The sequence below is a fragment of the Delftia sp. Cs1-4 genome, from assembly GCF_000214395.1.
Classification (GTDB): domain Bacteria; phylum Pseudomonadota; class Gammaproteobacteria; order Burkholderiales; family Burkholderiaceae_C; genus Comamonas; species Comamonas acidovorans.
Genome location: NC_015563.1, coordinates 3977508 through 3994094, shown reverse-complemented (window position 1 = coordinate 3994094; position 16587 = coordinate 3977508). Strand labels below are relative to the sequence as shown.

Below are 16587 nucleotides of genomic sequence, written 5' to 3'. Positions count from 1 at the left end.
CCGGAGAAAGGAACCGAATAGCTGTGTTGGTATGTGCTTGTTTTGCACAAAGTCATGAAAATCAACAAGTTATGATCGTTCCGAAGAGTGGCATGTGCAGCGGAAATACATGTTTGCACATCGTTTGCCCCCAATTTCCGCCACTTTTCCCCCATGGCGAAGCCCAAGAAAACTGCCTCCGGCACCTACCGAATACAGATCGACGTGAAGGGGGTGACCGAGGAGCAGTTGCAGCACGTGGCCGAGCAGCTGCCTCGCAAGAGCCGGGGCCGACTCGACATGGTTGGCGCCCGCTTTGCCGAGGGCCAGTGACAGATGGAGCGCCGCATGCAGATCCTGTGCAGCCTGCCGCAGTACAGCCGCCTGGTGGACACGCGCGCCGGCTTCATGCCCTGGGTGCTGGCGCAGGGCATCAAGAATGCCCGCGCCAAGCTGACCGACGTGCTGCTGTGGTGGTGCGACCGCAAGTGCCCAGGCTGTGGCGGCGTCAAGCTGGGCAAGATGGCGATCTGCGAGACCTGTAAGGGCTTTGGCACCCGTGAAGTGCCGCACGAAGCCGAGGGCATGCTGATCTCCGAGCACATTGGCGAGCATGTGGACCGCGCCCGCTGCGGCACCATCGCCGCGCTGAAGCTGATGAAGGGCCTGAAGGTGGTTGCAGCCCAGGCGGTGAGTCTGGCAAGACATTGAAGCGATGGGGGGAAACATCACACGTCCCTAAAGATCACTAGCCCGCTGGCAATGCCTGCGGGCTTTGTTTTTCCGGGTACAGAGCGAATGAATGTTGCGAAGGCGGGAGAGCGCCTTCCCTTACGCCGCGCCGGCTGACTGGACCACAGGTGCGAGTGAGCAGCAGGGAGTACAACGAAGGTGAGGCGAGGTGTTTCTATCTTCCTCATCTCTGAGGAGAGCGCCATGACTTCATCGATTTCGCTTAAGTACCTGCTGGGACGGCCTGTTGACCCGGATCTTGCTGAGCAGGCCGTTCAGGGGCATGGTGTGCCCTCGCAAGATCCTGATCCCTCGGCGCAGATTCGGATGACCAAAGAGGAGTCAGTCCGTGAATCAAAGTCAACCATGGTGGCCGGCTTCATGATGGTTGGCGCAGTGGTGGGGGCGGGAGTCGGCGCCGTAGCTGCTGGCCCTGCAGGCATTTTTGTTGGCGGCGCCCTTGGAGGCTTGATAGGCGCTGGAGCCGGAGAGGCAGCGGGTATGGCGACAGTAGCGCGTGAGGCCTGAAGGCGTCCTACCTGCCATAAATTCTTCTTGATACGCTTCGTATCCCTCCCCTGCTGGCTCCGTCCAGCAGTTACCTACCCTGGCTTGCTTTGGTAGGTTTTTTTTGCAGTGACCCCGCTGACGCTGCCTGGTCAGTTGCGGTCAAGCTGGGCGAGGTAGTGGCAGATATCAATCCGCGCGTCATACACCGCAGACAACCAATTTCCCGCTATCGGATGAGAGCCGGAGGTTGGCTTCAGGTGCAGAGCTGCCTCATTGACTGCAGGGGAAAAAAATGCAGCAACTGCGCAAGCTGGGTCCTTCCCGGCGCGACGCGTGGCAGCGGCATCGGCCTTGAGATCTCTTTTGAGCGCGATGTATTGGTCCCTGATCTGCTCGACCCGTGCGGTGACCGTTTTGTTGTCGCCGATTGCGCGCAACAGTAGCGTGCAACGCTCCTCGTAGCTGCGTAGCCGCAGCCGGATGGCGTTTGTATCGACGTGGTCGAATGGCTCGGTCATCGGACCAGTCTATAGAGAACGTTAAGTGACTCATCCCAGACCAGGGGAGTACACATGTTCGCTCAGTGGTTGCGCCACTTTCGGGTGGCTTTGTTGTTTCCGCCGCCATCAGACGCATCCATGCAAAGCATGGATGGCATGGAGGATGCGAGGCTTGCGAGTGTGCAACGGCACTCGCGGCTGAATCGCTCAGCTCTCTGCTACGTCGATGAGCAGGGAAAGGTAGTTGTCAAGAGCGCGTTCGGTTGTCGCGAGCTCCAACTCTGGGCCACCGGTAGAAGTTCCGATGCGGATGGCGTCTCGGTCAATCAGAAGCGCCTCATGAGCGTGGGCTGCTTGCTCAGGTGTGATGGTCTCAATCAGCCGCACCACGACAGTGGCCAGCGCGCTCAGTTCACCGGCGAGCACATCCATACGTTCATTGTTCAAAAATTTATCCCAGTAGGTTTAAAGATGCATCTTAACTGGCGGCCATAGGCAGGCGGCATCCTTATGTCCAAGCTCCAGACATTGAAGAGTACGCTGCCCGTGCTGGACAACCGCCGCGTGCAGACGATGCAGGCCGGCAGCTGGCGCACCAGCGACCAGACGGCAGCGCAGCGGGGCTACGGCTACAAGTGGCAGAAGGCGGGCGAGCAGTTCCTGCGCGAGCACCCGCTGTGCCTCATGTGCCAGGTGCAGGGCAGGGTCGAGGCGGCCACGGTTGTTGACCACATCACCCCGCATCGCGGGGACCAGTCCCTGTTCTGGCGGCGCAGTAACTGGCGCTGACCGGCGTTTGTTCCTGCTGCGCGTGCGGTAGTGGACCGCTCATGGCCAGGAGCGGTCTCTCGTCTAGCTGTGAAGCTTCAATAGGTTGTATCAGGTGTTCATCCGGGTTGGATTTGAGAGACTGGAAGTCGCCAAACACCCAACCTACTCAGGACACCCAACCGGATGAACACCCATAAGCATGCCCGACTTACCTTCGCCCGCCGACTTGAGATGGTTAAACAGATGACCATTCATGGCCTGGATGCCACCCAAGCTGCTCTTGCCCAAGGCGTTACAGCGCAGACAGCCAGGAAGTGGTTGGGCCGGTATCTGAGCGGTGGTGAAGCTGCCCTGGCCGATGCGTCCTCCAGGCCAGCGCGCTCGCCCCGCACCATTGGCGAGTCCAAGGCACTGCTCATCGTTGAGTTGCGCTGCCGTCGAATGCTGCAGTCGCGCATTGCCAGCTATGCAGGTGTCTCTGCTTCCACCGTCAGCCGTGTGCTGGCCCGTGCTGGCCTATCTCGCCTCAGCGACCTGCAGCCTGCTGAACCGGTGATGCGCTACGAGCATGAGGCACCCGGGGACATGCTGCACATTGACACCAAGAAGCTCGGGCGTATCGTCAGACCCAGTCATCGGGTGACTGGCAACAGGCGCGACTCGGTCGATGGCGCAGGCTGGGAGACGTTGTTTGTAGCCATCGACGACCATGCGCGCATCGCCTTCACCGCCATGCATCCCGACGAGAAGAAGCTCGAAGCTGTCGCGTTCCTGCACAACGCGGTGGCGTACTACGTGGGGCTGGGCGTACACATCAAACGCCTGCTGACCGATAACGGCGCGGCCTTCCGGTCCAAGGAGTTTGCTGCTGCCTGCAAGGCCTTGGGTGTGCAGCACAAGTTCACCAGGCCGTACCGGCCACAGACCAATGGCAAGGCCGAGCGGTTCATCCAGTCAGCGCTACGCGAGTGGGCCTATGGCTGGACGTACCAGAGCTCAGCCGAACGAACCAATGCCTTGGCGAGCTGGCAGCATCACTACAACTGGCACAGGCCGCACAGCGGGATTGGACACATCGCCCCGATGTCCAGGCTCAGATCTGCAAATAACCTCTTGACGGTTCACATCTAGCCAGCTCCGTCGAGTGCCCCGCTGACAAAGGGTTCAATCGTCTGCCGGCGCAGAAGGACCATAGCTAGCTCAGCTTCATGCCTTGTGAAGAACGGAACGGGCGGACTTGACCCCCTGATGTCAACCTCTGTCAGATGCCAAGCCCCGGCGCTTTCGGTCAGCTGAATTCCCCAGTCGCCAAACTCCTTTGGCAAACCCTCCGACTTGATGTAGCGCAACACCTGGTCCGCTGTGACGGGAAGCTCTCTCCGGAACCGCTGAGCGATCAATCCCTCCGGCAGCTTCTTAAGTTCAGATAACCCGATGACTTCTCCAAGCAAGAACTTCGCGCGGCCCTGCAGCACCGCAGCCACCCGCTCGTTCGCTGAGACCTCGGAAGCCGCGCGATATGACTCAGCTCTGTAGCTCTCGCGGGCAAGCTCGTTCAATGTTGGTTTTCGCCGTATGCCGAGAATTGATTTGATAGTCACGCGGATTCGACCCAGGTAGTTGTGGCTAGAAAGCATCATCGTTCCGGCGCTCTGAGCGTCCGCTTCGGTGCTTCCCGAACTTCAGCAACGCGTCGGCCTGCGACAGTCGAGCCGCCCTGGTCGAGATCGACCGCCGCGAGGGCGACGAGGTGCGGCTGCTGGCCGCGCTTACAGCCTGCGTGCGACCCCTGGTGACGCGTCTAGTCTCAAAGCAGAAGTAAGTGCAGTAAATTATCTGACAACTTCAAAGAATCTGATTGGCAGCGGTTCTATTAATTTATTTGACTTTGCGTCGGAGTAACAACGAAAAAAAGGCGATTATCGAAGACAAAGCGACTAATCCAAGTTCACCAATGGTTGGTACTGCAGCGATTGTCGGTTTAGGATGAGTTATGTTTGTAAGGGTGACATTGCCAGTCGCTGTTCCGCCTCGGCCATCAGAAATCTCATACTGAAATGAGATAGGATCTGTAGTATTGCCAGAGGGGGAAAAGGTGATTTTTCCTGCTGCCGAGACTCCGATGCTTCCGCCTGTTATCAAAATGTTTGATGGAGTACCGCGAGTAATTGGATTTCCATTAATGCTGATGATTTGCAAAGTATCCGAATCTGCGTCGGTATCGTTCGCCAAAATATTTAGTATGGTGGGCGAGTTAGGTATAGAGTATTTGTCCGGATTGGCTATCGGCAGATTGTTCTGAATTTTTGGATTGGTATAAGTCTGGAAGTTGTAGAAGCCGACAACTTCACCCGTTGAATCAAGGCCCACCCAGCGAATCTCTTTTATGAAAAGACCGGCCGCAATATCAGAAGGAGACAAAGTCACTCCGAATTTCTGAGGTGGGGCATCAAAAGCGTTTGTGGCATCAGAAACTATTGCGCTCGTTCCATCGCTTGCAAAAATTTGAAGATTAGATCTCTCAAATAAATCGTTCCAATCGACGAAATCGAAGCTGAAAGCAGCAGTTGCTGAGTTGGCTAGTTTAAAGGAGATGCCATTCTCCGTGTTCAATGCGGCAAATATTCCTGGAACTGCTGGTGCGAGGGGGTTCCAAAATAGACACTCCTCCGAATAATTTGATGTCCCTGATCCGGAATTTAATGCATGACAATATTTTGAAGGAGACCAAGCAGTGCTTGTATTGGGGCCGTAGGCTTCTACAGTGAAGCCATTCCAAATATCCGGATTTCCTGCGCTTCCTATGGGCTTCAGGTTTACAGAGGTGCTGAAATCTTCGTGGGTGGAGAATGTCCCTGAACCAATGGCAGACAGGAAACCGGCTTGGTCGTCGATGAAGGTTGAAAATGTCGCCGCCTGGCTGCTCGTGACCCAAGAAAAAATCACCAGAAAGGCCAATTCTTTTAGTGTCGGTATTCCAAAACGCATGTTGATCGTCCATAGAGGGAATTTATAAAGACGGGGAGCGTGATGGAAATCATTCTTATTATCAATAAGGGTTTTTGTGAAAGTTTGTCAAGAGGATTTTGGGGGCACTTAGCCTTTGCCCACTACTAGCTAGCGGTATGTAAGAGGCCGAGAGCGGGTTCAAACAATCCAGCAACGATTAACGAGCAAGCGTCTCGGTACATGATTTTTAAGGGTTAATACCTACATCTAAATTCCCTGTAGTTGTTGTGAGAAATGGATGCAAATGGATTTTTGTGTTAATTGCAGGTCAATCTGAGGTGACAGCTCTTGTAGTGCCGAAGTCGGATCTGCAACGCAGGATGACTTTATGAAAAAATGTTAATTTTTGGCATGAGATGTTACTTGTCGATAGCTGTAGGGCATGATGAGAATGGCCTATCGATAACGCAAAACTGAGCATTTGCTTAAGCAAAACAGGATGGGTTTGGTTCGAAGCGGATGCTTGTTTAGTAAGCTTGCGAATTCCGCTCTGTGAAAATCCTGAATAGCTATTCAAAAGGCTCTCGGAATGGGTAATAGATATAGCTCTCCCGATATTTCTGATATTGATGAACTCTATCCGCTGCAAGGATCTGCTCCTAAAAAGGGGTGGGGTGTATATATAGTTCCATTGGCATACGGTCCATATATTAAAGCATGTGAATGCTTAGAAGTTGGGCAATGGGGGTTGATTCCAACGACGTCGCTAAGCAGGCGTCCTTTAAATTTGGATGGTTCCCCTATGTCAACGGAAAAAGCGTTCAGAGAAACGTTGAGCAATGATTACGTATTTGGCCCGTCTTGGCATGCGGGTCGAAGGTGTCTTATCCCAGTGAGCAGCTGGATCGAGAATTACTCTGGTTTATCTGGTCGCAGTATTAATTGGATGTTCCGGCGTTCCGACGGAAAGCCTGCAATGTTGGCGGGGCTGTATAGTGAATGGATAGATCCGGTGAGCGGAGAAAAGGTGCCGAACTACACGGTGATCACACAAGATGCCAGCGCACATCCAATTCTCTCTCTCATGCACAGGCCTGGCAGAGAAAAGAGGTGTGTTGTAGTTCTGGAGCGCCAAGACTGGGATGCTTGGCTGCATTGCACTCCGGCCCAAGCAGATTCATTGATTAAGTTGCCCATGATGGGGACGTTGAAGAGCGGGGCAGAAAACCCAGACGAAGAAGCTCTGTTGCCTCTTGAGCAGTTGCGCGCATTAAAGGCAGGTGGTTAATTTGGTGCTTGCTATCCAATCGCGTGGTGATTTATCAAGTTTTTCCTCGTGCGGAAATCAGCCATAAATTAGGCTTGGTAATCTTGTTAAAAATGGTGAGAGCATGGAATTAAATATTTATGAGATTCTGCTATTCATTGCATTGCAATTAATTTGCTTCTCGTTTTTTATGATAATATTTTGGACGTATTGTATTGTTGTGAAATCAAAAATGAGCCTGTCCCGAATTTTGTGTGCGAGGCATAGCATGACGATCAGGAGCATGTATGCCAAGCAAGACGACGAAGAAGGCGGCGGCCAGCGCTGCTGCGGCGGCGAAGCTGCCGCCCATTCCCAAGGAACTGATTGACCAGTTCGTGACCGGGCCGATGACGGGCGAGGCGGTCAACGCCGCGACGGTGGCCTTCAAGAAGGCGCTGATCGAGCGTGCGCTGGGCGCTGAGCTCAGCCATCACCTGGGCTATGCCCCCGGGGGTGCCAAGCCCGAGGCCGGGGCCAACCACCGCAACGGCAGCACGGGCAAAACGGTGCTCACCGACGACGGCCCGCTGCGCATCGAGGTGCCGCGTGACCGCGCTGGCAGCTTCGAGCCAGTGCTCATCCCCAAGCACGAGCGACGCTTCACCGGCTTTGACGACAAGATCGTGGCCATGTACGCGCGCGGCATGACCATGCGCGAGATCCAGGGCTTCTTGCTGGAGAGCTACGGCACAGAGGTCTCGGCCGAGTTCATCAGCTCGGTCACCGACGCCGTCATGGCCGAGGTCACCGCCTGGCAGGCCCGCCCGCTTGAACCGATGTACCCGGTGGTGTTCTTCGACGCGCTGCGCGTGAAGATCCGAGAGGACGCGGTGGTGCGCAACAAGGCCATCTACCTGGCCCTGGGCGTGCTGCCCGATGGCAGCCGCGACATCCTGGGCCTGTGGATCGAAGGCACCGAGGGGGCCAAGTTCTGGATGAAGGTCTTCAACGACCTGAAGACCCGGGGCGTCAACGACATCCTCATTGCTGTCACCGATGGTCTCAAGGGCATGGCCGAGGCGTTGGGGGCGGTTTTCCCGGCCACCACGCTGCAGACCTGCATCGTGCACCTGATCCGCAACAGCCTGGACTACGCGAGCTGGAAGGATCGCAAGCTGCTTGCGCAGGCCATCCGACCCATCTACACGGCGCCCAGTGCTGAGGCGGCACAAGCCGAGCTGGAGGCCTTTGAGCAAGGCCCTTGGGGTCACAAGTTCCCCACCGTGGTGGCGGCCTGGCGTCGGGCCTGGGACAAGGTGATCCCCTTCTTCGCCTTCCCGCCAGCCGTGCGCCGCGTGGTCTACACCACCAACGCCATTGAGAGCATCAACGCGAGGCTGCGCAAGATCATCAAGACGCGCGGGCACTTCCCCAGCGATGACGCGGCCACCAAGCTGATCTGGCTGGCCCTGCGCAACATCACGGCTGACTGGGGCCGCGCGGCCAAGGATTGGAAGGAGGCAATGAACCAGTTCGCGATCCTCTACGAGGACCGCTTCACCAGGAGGACTGCTTAAGATGCAGTCTCCACTTGCCCAGGTATCCGTCGTTGTCTCATGCAACTCCGGCTGACCAGGGCAAGTCAATGAGAGCCTTGCACACAAAAATTCAGACAGGCCCTCAAAAATAAGAGAATCTTTTAATATCTTGGCTTTTATTTTTGGAGTTTCGGTATCTTTCGTCGCTGCAGATTTTCTCACGCCGTAGCGGATTTTTATTGAAATTGCCGTACCGCATCTTGTCAAGATTTGCTGCGCATTTTTTTTGTTAAAAGACTGAGTGGGAAGATAAAGATCACTCCGCGTCCGGTATCAGGAACTTATGCAAGGCCGTCAAGCCATGATCTACACGCTGCGCATAGATATGCAGGTTTCCGGTTGCTATACGGACCGGATCTTGCATGGGAATGTCGAGCTCTTCGAGTTCCAGGCGGCGACTCTCTCCGGTGCAATCCGAGATGGTTGTTCCGTTGGCAACTTGCTGCGACTAGAGGGATTCCACATCTGGTATGGCCACGTCTCCATCGGCACCACGTCGCTCTATGCCATGCGCCACGACGCCGAGACGCTGGCGCAGCGGCTAGTGAGCCTGCATTCGCAGTTCGGCGGGTAGGGGGGGGAGCGCAGTCCGAACTGTCTTGGTCGGATCTGAAATCCGAGCAAGTTGAAGGCACTTGGTGTGCTGGTGAGGGTACGGAGAAGCCTGAGGAAGAAGCGCCGCGGCGGGCGAGCCAGCTGCAAGCGCCATCGGCTGAACAGGGGGCTTGAGCTGCCGAGGCTCAGGCATGCTTTGGCCGCTGCAAAACAAAAAGGGAAATTGAGTTTCCCCAATTTCCCCCAAGAATCCTTGCGGAACCCGCATGGATGCTATGTTTTTGGTGCCGGAGAAAGGAATCGAACCCTCGACCTTCTCATTACGAATGAGCTGCTCTACCAACTGAGCTACACCGGCGACAGACAAAAATTATAACGGCAAATTCATGCCTCGGAATGGTACTGCGTCACTTTTTCGACTTCGTTCTTCGAGCCGAGGATGACGCTCACACGTTCGTGCAGCTGCGTGGGCTGGATGTCGAGGATGCGCTGCTTGCCGTTGGTGGCGGCGCCGCCGGCCTGCTCTATGAGCCAGGACATGGGGTTGGCTTCGTACATCAGGCGCAGCTTGCCGGGCTTGTTGGGCTCGCGGCGGTCCCAGGGGTACATGAAGATGCCGCCGCGGGTCATGATGCGGTGCACGTCGGCCACCATGGAGGCGATCCAGCGCATGTTGAAGTCCTTGCCGCGCGGGCCTTCCACGCCGGCCAGGCATTCGTCCACGTAGCGCTTGACGGGGGTGTCCCAGTGGCGCATGTTGGACATGTTGATGGCGAATTCCTTGGTGTCTTCGGGGATGCGGATGTTTTCCTGCACCAGCACGAAGGAGCCTTGCTCGCGGTCCAGCGTGAACATGGACACGCCGTCGCCCACGGTCAGCACCAGGGTGGTCTGCGGGCCGTAGATGCAGTAGCCGGCCGCGACCTGCTGGGTGCCGGGCTGCATGAAGTCCTGCTCGGTCACGCCGGGGTGGCCTTCGGGCTTCTTGAGCACGCTGAAGATGGTGCCGATGGAGACGTTGACGTCGATGTTGGACGAGCCGTCCAGCGGGTCGAACATCAGCAGGTATTCGCCGTGCGGGTAGCGGTTGGGCACCAGGTAGATGCCTTCCATTTCCTCGGAGGCCATGGCTGCCAGGTGGCCGCCCCATTCGTTGGCCTCGATCAGCACCTCGTTGGCGATGATGTCCAGCTTCTTCTGGACTTCGCCCTGCACGTTCTCACTGCCGGCCGTGCCCAGCACGTCGCCAATGGCGCCCTTGTTGACGGATTGGCTGATGCGCTTGCAGGCACGGGCCACGACTTCCAGCAGCAGGCGCAGCTGGCCGGGGATGAGGCCGTCCACGCGTTGCTGCTCGACCAGGTAGCGGGTCAGGCTGACGTTTTTCTTCATGGGTTTAACTCCTAAAAATCCGGGAGCAGATGCGGCATGGCGTATGCATCTGCTGATGAACAGCATTTCAGTGATTCCTGGCTTGCAGCATAAAACCGGCGCTGCTCAAGCCAGGGACACCGAGGAAGAGCCGCCTCGCACCGAGGGTGTCGTCCCCCTGCAAGGGGGAAGGCGCGAAGCGACTCAGGGGGTGGCTCGTCAATCCGCGAGGGCGCGGGTGACGACTTCACGCACGTCGTTGCTCAGTTCAGCGCGGGCCGCCACGCGGGCGACGGCCTCGCGTGCGGCCGTGCGGTAGGGCTCGGCCAGCTTGCTCCAGCGGTCCAGGGCGCGTGCCAGGCGGGCGGCGACCTGGGGGTTGATGGCGTCCAGCTCGATGACGCGCTCGCTCCAGAACACATAGCCCGCCGCGTCGGCGCGGTGGAAGGCGCCGGGGTTGGCGCTGCAGTAGCTGAAGATCAGGCTGCGCGCGCGGTTGGGGTTCTTGATCTGGAAGTCGGGGTGCTTCATCAGCTGCTTGACGGCCGGCAGCACGTTGCCGCCACGGTCGCAGGCGCCACCTTGCAGCGCAAACCACTTGTCCAGCACCAATGCATCGTGCTGGAACAGCTTGTGGAAGCGCGCCAGGGCCTGGGCGGCCAGCGGGTGGCCGCTTTGCACCAGTGCCGTCAGGGCGCTCATGCGGTCGGTCATGTTGCCGGCGTCCTTGAAGCGCTGCAGCGCCTTGCCGGGCCAGACGCTGTCGCCCGAGGCGCGTGCGGCCAGGCACAGCATGGACAGGGCCAGGCCTGCCAGCGCACGGCGGCCGGAGCTGACGGGGTCGGGGCGGTAGGCGCCGGTGTCGCTGTGCTCTTGCCATGCCTGCTGCCAGTCGGCCTGCAGCTCGGTCGCCAGTTGCTGGCGCATGGCTTCGCGCACGGCGTGCACGCGCTGAGGATCGACCACGGCCAGCTGCTCGGCCATGTAGCTTTCGCCGGGCAGGGCCAGCATCAGCTCCTTGAAGGCCGCATCCAGCTGGGGATGGCGCAGCACGCCGCGCATGGCCTCGATGAACGAGGCCGGCAGCAGGGCGGCCGTGATCTGGCCGCTGGCATCTGCCGTGATGGAGGTGTCGCCAATGGCCTGCAGCGCGATGCGCATGCCCAGGCGCTGGCCGGCTTCCCAGCGGTTGAAGGCGTCGCTGTCATGGGCCAGCAGGGTCAGCAAGGCGGCATCGCTGTCGCTGTGCTGCAGCACCACGGGGGCGCTGAAGCCGCGCAGCAGCGAGGGCACGGGCTCCTGGTCCACGTCGGTGAAGACGAAGCTGTGGCTGGGCTCGGACAGCACCAGCAGGCGGCTGTCGCCCGCTGCGGCCTGGTCCTCGCCCTGCAGGCGCAGGGTCAGCGCGCGGCCGTCCTGGCCCAGCAGGCCCATCTGCACGGGGATGACGAAGGGCAGCTTCTCGGCCTGGCCCGGCGTGGGCGCGCAGCTTTGGCTCAGCGTCAGCGTGTAGGTGCGTGCGGCGGCGTCGTAGCTGCCTTCGGCGTGCAGCTGGGGCGTGCCCGCCTGGCTGTACCAGCGCTTGAACTGGTCCAGGCGCTGGGCCAGCTCGCTGCCAGGGTTGGCGTCGGCCATGGCCTGGGCGAAGTCGTCGCAGGTGACGGCGTGGCCGTCATGGCGCTCGAAGTACAGCTTCATGCCCTTGGCAAAGCCTTCGCGGCCCACCAGGTTGTGCTGCATGCGCACGACCTCGGCACCCTTTTCGTAGATGGTGACGGTGTAGAAGTTGTTGATCTCGATGTAGCTGTCGGGCCGCACCGGGTGGGCCATGGGGCCCGCATCTTCGGGGAACTGGGCGGTGCGCAGCACGCGCACGTCCTCGATGCGCTTGACGGCGCGTGCCGAGGGGCTGCCCGCCATGTCCATGCTGAATTCCTGGTCGCGGAAGACGGTCAGGCCTTCCTTGAGCGACAGCTGGAACCAGTCGCGGCAGGTGACGCGGTTGCCGGTCCAGTTGTGGAAGTACTCGTGGCCGACGACGGACTCGATGTTGGCGTAGTCGGTGTCGGTGGCCGTGGACTGGCTGGCCAGAACGTACTTGGTATTGAAGACGTTCAGGCCCTTGTTCTCCATGGCGCCCATGTTGAAGTCGCTGGTGGCGACGATCATGAAGCGGTCCAGGTCCAGGGACAGGCCGAAGCGGGCCTCGTCCCAGGCCACGCTGGCCATGAGGGAGTTCATGGCGTGCTCGGTCTTCTCCAGATCGCCGGGGCGCACGAAGACCTGCAGCAGGTGGTCGCGGCCTGCGCGGCTCTTGATCTTTTGCTCGCGCGCAACCAGATTGCCGGCCACCAGGGCGAACAGGTAGCTGGGCTTTCTGTGCGGATCGGCCCACTTGGCGAAGTGGCGGCCGTCTTCCAGCGCGCCTTGCTCGACCAGGTTGCCGTTGGACAGCAGCACCGGGTACGCGGTCTTGTCGGCGCGCAGCGTCACGGTATACATGGCCATCACATCGGGACGGTCCAGGAAATAGGTGATGCGGCGGAAACCCTCGGCCTCGCACTGGGTGAAGAACGTGCCCTGGCTCACATACAGGCCCATGAGCTTGGTGTTCTTGGCGGGCGCGCAGGTGGTGAAGATTTCCAGATCGACGGGGTCGCCGCCCTCGGGCAGGTTCTCCAGCACGAGCTGGTCGCCGTCCATCTTGAACGAGGTGCCGCCGCCGTTGACCAGCACGCGCGCAAGGTTCAGTTCATCGCCGTCCAGGCGCAGCGGCTGCGCCGGCACCTCGGTGTTGCGGCGCACGCGCATCTTGTTGAGCACGCGGGTCTTGGCCGGATCGAGATCGAAGGTCAGGTCCACGGTGTCGATCCACCAGGCAGGAGCCTGGTAGTCGGCGCGGTGGATGGCGGTGGCAGGGGCCTGCCCGTCACGCAGTTGCAGCATACAGATTCCTTCCTATGCCAATATCAGGGGACAGAGTTCAAGCCCCTGTGCGGCCGGTGCCGCCCAGGGGCTTGAAATCAGAGGCCTTGCTTGAGCGAGGCTTCGATGAAAGCGTCGAGGTCGCCGTCCAGCACCTTCTGGGTGGCCGAGATTTCGACGTTGGTGCGCAAATCCTTGATGCGGCTGTTGTCCAGCACGTACGAGCGGATCTGGTGGCCCCAGCCCACATCGGTCTTGGTGTCCTCCAGCTTTTGCTGCTCCACCATGCGCTTTTGCATCTCGTGCTCGTAGAGCTTGGAGCGCAGGCGCTGCCATGCCACGTCGCGGTTGCTGTGCTGGCTGCGGCCGTCCTGGCATTGCACGACGATGCCGGTGGGCATGTGCGTCAGGCGCACGGCCGAGTCGGTCTTGTTGATGTGCTGGCCGCCCGCGCCCGATGCGCGGTAGGTGTCGGTGCGCACGTCCGAGGGGTTGATCTCGATCTGGATCGAGTCGTCGATCTCGGGGTAGACGAACAGCGAGGCAAAACTGGTGTGGCGGCCGCCCGAACTGTCGAAGGGCGACTTGCGCACCAGGCGGTGCACGCCGGTTTCGGTGCGCAGCAGGCCGTAGGCGTACTCGCCTTCGATGTGGATGGTCGCGCTCTTGATGCCGGCGATGTCGCCCGGCGTCTCTTCCTCGACCGTGGCCTTGAAGCCCTTGCGCTCGGCGTACTTCAGGTACTGGCGCAGCAGCATGCCGGCCCAGTCGCAGGCTTCGGTGCCGCCGGCGCCGGCCTGGATGTCCACGAAGCAGTTCAGCGGATCGGCTTCCTTGCCGAACATGCGGCGGAACTCCAGCTCCTCGATCAGCGGCTGCAGCTTGGCGGTCTCGCCCTCGATGGTGAGCAGGCCGGTCTCATCGCCTTCTTCCTTGCTCATCTCGAACAGCTCGGCGTTGTCGGCCAGCTCGGTGGTGAGCTTTTGCAGCGTCAGCACGACGCCGTCGAGCAGCTTCTTTTCCTTGCCCAGCTCCTGGGCCTTCTTGGGGTCGTTCCAGACGCTGGGATCTTCCAGCGAGGCATTTACCGTGCGCAGTCGTTCGTACTTTGCATCGTAGTCAAAGATACCTCCGTAGATCTGCCGCACGCTGCGACAGATCTTCGAGGGTGTTGCCGATGAGGTTGATGCGTTCTGCTTCCATGATGTGTTCCGTTCTTCTGATGAATGTGTTCTTGGCCGAATCGCCGATTTTCTCATGCTGGGGCATCGTGCCGGGGCAAGCGCCCGCCGCGCGGGCCTGGAGGCGCGCTGCCGTGTGACGATGGCTTTCAAAACAAGGGCTTGCAGCGGCCGATCATGGCAGATTTGAAGGGCTTGGCCGTGGCAATGCACAGGTTGCAGCGTGGACCCTGGCGTGTTCTGGCTGCAGACCTCCCGGAAAAAAGGCCCGGCCAGCTGGAGCTGGTCGGGCCTTGGCAGGCATGTCCGCCCCCGGCGGGGCGGGCGAAAACCTGGTTCAGAAGGTTTCCCAATCGTCGTCGGAAGCCGTGCTGGCCGCCTTGGCCTTGGCTTTGGCCGATGCCGTCACGGCGGGCCGGGCCGGCTGTGCCGGCTGGGCCGGGCGCGCGGCGCCTGCCGGGGCAGGGGGTGCACCGGTTGCACCGGCCACAGAAGGCAGGGCGGCCGAAGCACGTGCGGGCACCGCGCGTTTGGGAGCGGAAGGCGCCAGATGCGGACGGGGCGCCGTCGGCGCGTGGCGGGGCGCTGCCACGGCGGCGGCGTGGTTGACGCCACGGCTGTTGCCCAGCATGCCGGTGGACGGCGAGAGCTTGAACACGCTGACCACTTCGGCCAGCGCCTTGGCCTGGGCCTGCAGGGCGCCGGTGGCCGCCGCCGATTCCTCCACCAGTGCGGCGTTCTGCTGGGTCATCTGGTCCATCTGCGTGACGGCCTGGTTGACCTGCTCGATACCGGCCGTCTGCTCATGGCTGGCGGCCGAGATCTCGCCCATGATGTCGGTCACGCGGCGCACGCTGGCCACGATCTCCTCCATGGTCTTGCCGGCCGAGTCGACCTGGGCGCTGCCTTCCTCGACCTTGCCCACCGAGTCGTCGATGAGCTGCTTGATCTCCTTGGCGGCGGCGGCCGAGCGCTGGGCCAGGGTGCGCACTTCCGAGGCGACGACGGCAAAGCCGCGGCCCTGGTCACCGGCGCGGGCCGCTTCCACGGCCGCATTCAGCGCCAGGATGTTGGTCTGGAAGGCGATGGAGTCGATGACGCCGATGATGTCCACGATCTTGCGCGAGGCATCGTTGATGGCGGACATGGTCTGCACCACCTGGGCCACGGCCGAGCCGCCGCGCACGGCGACCTGGGAGGCGGCGGCGGCCAGCTGGTTGGCCTGCTGGGCGTTGGCGCCGTTTTGCTTGACGGTGGAGGTCAGCTCCTCCATGGAGGCGGCGGTCTGCTCCAGCGAGCTGGCCTGTTCCTCGGTGCGGGCCGACAGGTCCTGGTTGCCCGAGGCGATCTGGCCGCTGGCCGTGGCGATGGAGTCCGTGCCCTGGCGCACCTGGCCGACGATGCGCTGCAGGCTCTCGTTCATGTGCTGCAGGGCCTGCAGCAGCTGGCCGGTCTCGTCCTTGCCATGCACCTCGATGCGGCTGCCCAGGTCGCCGGCGGCCACGGCCTGCGCCAGGCTCACGGCTTGCTGCAGGGGGCGTGCCACGCTGCGGGCGATCAGCAGCGCCATGCCCAGGCCGAAGAGGACGGCCCCCGCCAGCAGGGCGATCACCCACCAGCGCGCGGCGGTGAAGATGTCGTCGCCTGCCTGGTTGGCATCCTCGATGCCCTGGGCGTTGATCTTGAGCAGTTCGTCCAGCTTGGTGTTGATGGCACGGCTGGTCTTGACCGAATCGCCGCGCAGCACCTCGGATGCCTCGTCGGTGCGCAGGGCGTGGGACAGGTCCACGATCTTTGCCGTGTGCTGCGCGTACTGGCCCAGGTCGTCCTTGATGCCGGCCATCAGCTCGCGCTCACGCGCGGTGTTGGCATAGCGCTCGAAGGCCTGCTGGTTCTTGAGCAGCTCGGACCACAGCGCCGGCATGCTCTTGTCGTAGATGGCCATTTCATCCATCGAGGTGGCCAGCACATGCTGCATGGTCTGCGAGCGGTAGCGCTGCAGCTGGTAGCGCATCTCCATGATCACGCGCTCGGCGGGCATCCAGTGGTGCGCCAGGTCGGTGGCCGTGCGGTTGACACGGTCCAGCTGGACCACGGAGAACAGGCCCAGGCCGGCGGTCAGCAGCAGCAGGGCGATGAAAGAGGCCAGCAGCTTGTGGGCCAGCTTCAGATTGCGGAAAAACATCATGGTGGGGAGTGCCGTACGGCGAGAAGCGAAAGCGGGTGAGCGGCGGTGGCTGCGAATCGAGGGGATGCGGTGGCGATCG

General features: G+C 60.5%; 16 protein-coding genes and 1 tRNA gene. 8 read left to right on the top strand and 9 right to left on the bottom strand.

All coding sequences use genetic code 11. The features are described 5' to 3' along the window. Positions 1 to 153: 153 nt before the first annotated feature. The 3 genes from DELCS14_RS31320 (at position 154) to DELCS14_RS30710 (ending at position 1239) form a co-directional block, all read left to right on the top strand. Positions 154 to 312, top strand: a complete 159-nt coding sequence (locus tag DELCS14_RS31320) for a hypothetical protein (protein ID WP_013802827.1) — start codon at positions 154 to 156, stop codon at positions 310 to 312. 15 nt (positions 313 to 327) lie between these two features. After that, positions 328 to 690, top strand: a complete 363-nt coding sequence (locus DELCS14_RS17410; protein WP_013802826.1) for a hypothetical protein — start codon at positions 328 to 330, stop codon at positions 688 to 690. A 225-nt stretch (positions 691 to 915) separates the two neighbouring features. Further along, positions 916 to 1239, top strand: coding sequence for a hypothetical protein (locus tag DELCS14_RS30710; RefSeq protein ID WP_071957117.1), 324 nt, complete (start codon positions 916 to 918; stop codon positions 1237 to 1239). A 131-nt stretch (positions 1240 to 1370) separates the two neighbouring features. Here the strand turns inward: DELCS14_RS30710 and DELCS14_RS17405 are convergent, their stop codons facing one another. Then, complete coding sequence (locus DELCS14_RS17405; RefSeq protein WP_043796268.1) at positions 1371 to 1739, bottom strand: hypothetical protein; 369 nt, start codon at positions 1737 to 1739, stop codon at positions 1371 to 1373. A 189-nt stretch (positions 1740 to 1928) separates the two neighbouring features. Then, entirely contained in the window at positions 1929 to 2168 is a 240-nt protein-coding gene (locus tag DELCS14_RS17400) for a hypothetical protein (RefSeq protein WP_141441621.1), read from the bottom strand. Positions 2169 to 2231: 63 nt separating this feature from the next. On the opposite strand from DELCS14_RS17400, the gene DELCS14_RS17395 reads away from it, so the two are divergent. Both DELCS14_RS17395 and DELCS14_RS17390 read left to right on the top strand, forming a co-directional pair. Further along, positions 2232 to 2510 carry a hypothetical protein gene (locus tag DELCS14_RS17395; RefSeq protein WP_013802824.1) on the top strand — a complete coding sequence of 93 codons (279 nt, stop codon included), beginning with the start codon at positions 2232 to 2234 and terminating at the stop codon, positions 2508 to 2510. Positions 2511 to 2675: 165 nt separating this feature from the next. Then, positions 2676 to 3623, top strand: coding sequence for an IS481 family transposase (locus tag DELCS14_RS17390; RefSeq protein WP_013802823.1), 948 nt, complete (start codon positions 2676 to 2678; stop codon positions 3621 to 3623). Here the strand turns inward: DELCS14_RS17390 and DELCS14_RS17385 are convergent. Continuing rightward, a complete protein-coding gene (locus DELCS14_RS17385) occupies positions 3620 to 4129 on the bottom strand; it encodes a hypothetical protein (RefSeq protein WP_157158294.1) in 510 nt (169 codons plus the stop codon). The genes DELCS14_RS17390 and DELCS14_RS17385 overlap by 4 nt on opposite strands. A gap of 241 nt (positions 4130 to 4370) precedes the next feature. Beyond that, positions 4371 to 5480, bottom strand: coding sequence for an Ig-like domain-containing protein (locus DELCS14_RS30705; protein ID WP_013802821.1), 1110 nt, complete (start codon positions 5478 to 5480; stop codon positions 4371 to 4373). A gap of 550 nt (positions 5481 to 6030) precedes the next feature. On the opposite strand from DELCS14_RS30705, the gene DELCS14_RS30070 reads away from it, so the two are divergent. From DELCS14_RS30070 to DELCS14_RS17375, 3 genes are all read left to right on the top strand, one after another. After that, complete coding sequence (locus DELCS14_RS30070) at positions 6031 to 6729, top strand: SOS response-associated peptidase family protein (protein ID WP_013802820.1); 699 nt, start codon at positions 6031 to 6033, stop codon at positions 6727 to 6729. Positions 6730 to 6995: 266 nt separating this feature from the next. After that, positions 6996 to 8267 (top strand): IS256 family transposase, encoded by a 1272-nt coding sequence (locus DELCS14_RS17380; protein WP_013801385.1) that lies wholly within the window; start codon positions 6996 to 6998, stop codon positions 8265 to 8267. A gap of 322 nt (positions 8268 to 8589) precedes the next feature. Next, positions 8590 to 8862: a hypothetical protein gene (locus DELCS14_RS17375; protein WP_013802819.1), complete on the top strand. Its 273-nt coding sequence runs from the start codon at positions 8590 to 8592 to the stop codon at positions 8860 to 8862. A gap of 263 nt (positions 8863 to 9125) precedes the next feature. Here the strand turns inward: DELCS14_RS17375 and DELCS14_RS17370 are convergent. The 5 genes from DELCS14_RS17370 to DELCS14_RS17350 all read right to left on the bottom strand — a co-directional run bounded on the left by DELCS14_RS17370 (position 9126) and on the right by DELCS14_RS17350 (position 16508). Then, positions 9126 to 9201 (bottom strand) — tRNA-Thr (locus DELCS14_RS17370). A gap of 26 nt (positions 9202 to 9227) precedes the next feature. Next, on the bottom strand, positions 9228 to 10235 hold the full coding sequence (locus DELCS14_RS17365; protein ID WP_013802818.1) for a class 1 fructose-bisphosphatase: 1008 nt from the start codon (positions 10233 to 10235) through the stop codon (positions 9228 to 9230). A gap of 198 nt (positions 10236 to 10433) precedes the next feature. Beyond that, a complete protein-coding gene (pepN, locus tag DELCS14_RS17360; RefSeq protein ID WP_013802817.1) occupies positions 10434 to 13160 on the bottom strand; it encodes an aminopeptidase N in 2727 nt (908 codons plus the stop codon). A gap of 77 nt (positions 13161 to 13237) precedes the next feature. Further along, positions 13238 to 14342, bottom strand: a protein-coding gene (prfB, locus tag DELCS14_RS17355; RefSeq protein WP_013802816.1) for a peptide chain release factor 2 whose coding sequence is annotated in 2 segments (ribosomal slippage) — positions 13238 to 14260 and positions 14262 to 14342 — 1104 coding nt in all. Because the reading frame shifts where the segments join, the coding sequence is not laid out codon by codon here. 315 nt (positions 14343 to 14657) lie between these two features. After that, entirely contained in the window at positions 14658 to 16508 is a 1851-nt protein-coding gene (locus tag DELCS14_RS17350) for a methyl-accepting chemotaxis protein (RefSeq protein ID WP_013802815.1), read from the bottom strand. Positions 16509 to 16587: the final 79 nt, after the last annotated feature.

Coding starts and splice junctions, on each gene's coding strand:
- DELCS14_RS31320 (WP_013802827.1), top strand. CDS start 154: ATGGCGAAGCCCAAGAAAACTGCCTCCGGCACCTACCGAATACAGATC.
- DELCS14_RS17410 (WP_013802826.1), top strand. CDS start 328: ATGCAGATCCTGTGCAGCCTGCCGCAGTACAGCCGCCTGGTGGACACG.
- DELCS14_RS30710 (WP_071957117.1), top strand. CDS start 916: ATGACTTCATCGATTTCGCTTAAGTACCTGCTGGGACGGCCTGTTGAC.
- DELCS14_RS17405 (WP_043796268.1), bottom strand. CDS start 1,739: ATGACCGAGCCATTCGACCACGTCGATACAAACGCCATCCGGCTGCGG.
- DELCS14_RS17395 (WP_013802824.1), top strand. CDS start 2,232: ATGTCCAAGCTCCAGACATTGAAGAGTACGCTGCCCGTGCTGGACAAC.
- DELCS14_RS17390 (WP_013802823.1), top strand. CDS start 2,676: ATGAACACCCATAAGCATGCCCGACTTACCTTCGCCCGCCGACTTGAG.
- DELCS14_RS17385 (WP_157158294.1), bottom strand. CDS start 4,129: ATGCTTTCTAGCCACAACTACCTGGGTCGAATCCGCGTGACTATCAAA.
- DELCS14_RS30705 (WP_013802821.1), bottom strand. CDS start 5,480: ATGCGTTTTGGAATACCGACACTAAAAGAATTGGCCTTTCTGGTGATT.
- DELCS14_RS30070 (WP_013802820.1), top strand. CDS start 6,031: ATGGGTAATAGATATAGCTCTCCCGATATTTCTGATATTGATGAACTC.
- DELCS14_RS17380 (WP_013801385.1), top strand. CDS start 6,996: ATGCCAAGCAAGACGACGAAGAAGGCGGCGGCCAGCGCTGCTGCGGCG.
- DELCS14_RS17375 (WP_013802819.1), top strand. CDS start 8,590: ATGATCTACACGCTGCGCATAGATATGCAGGTTTCCGGTTGCTATACG.
- DELCS14_RS17365 (WP_013802818.1), bottom strand. CDS start 10,235: ATGAAGAAAAACGTCAGCCTGACCCGCTACCTGGTCGAGCAGCAACGC.
- pepN (WP_013802817.1), bottom strand. CDS start 13,160: ATGCTGCAACTGCGTGACGGGCAGGCCCCTGCCACCGCCATCCACCGC.
- DELCS14_RS17350 (WP_013802815.1), bottom strand. CDS start 16,508: ATGATGTTTTTCCGCAATCTGAAGCTGGCCCACAAGCTGCTGGCCTCT.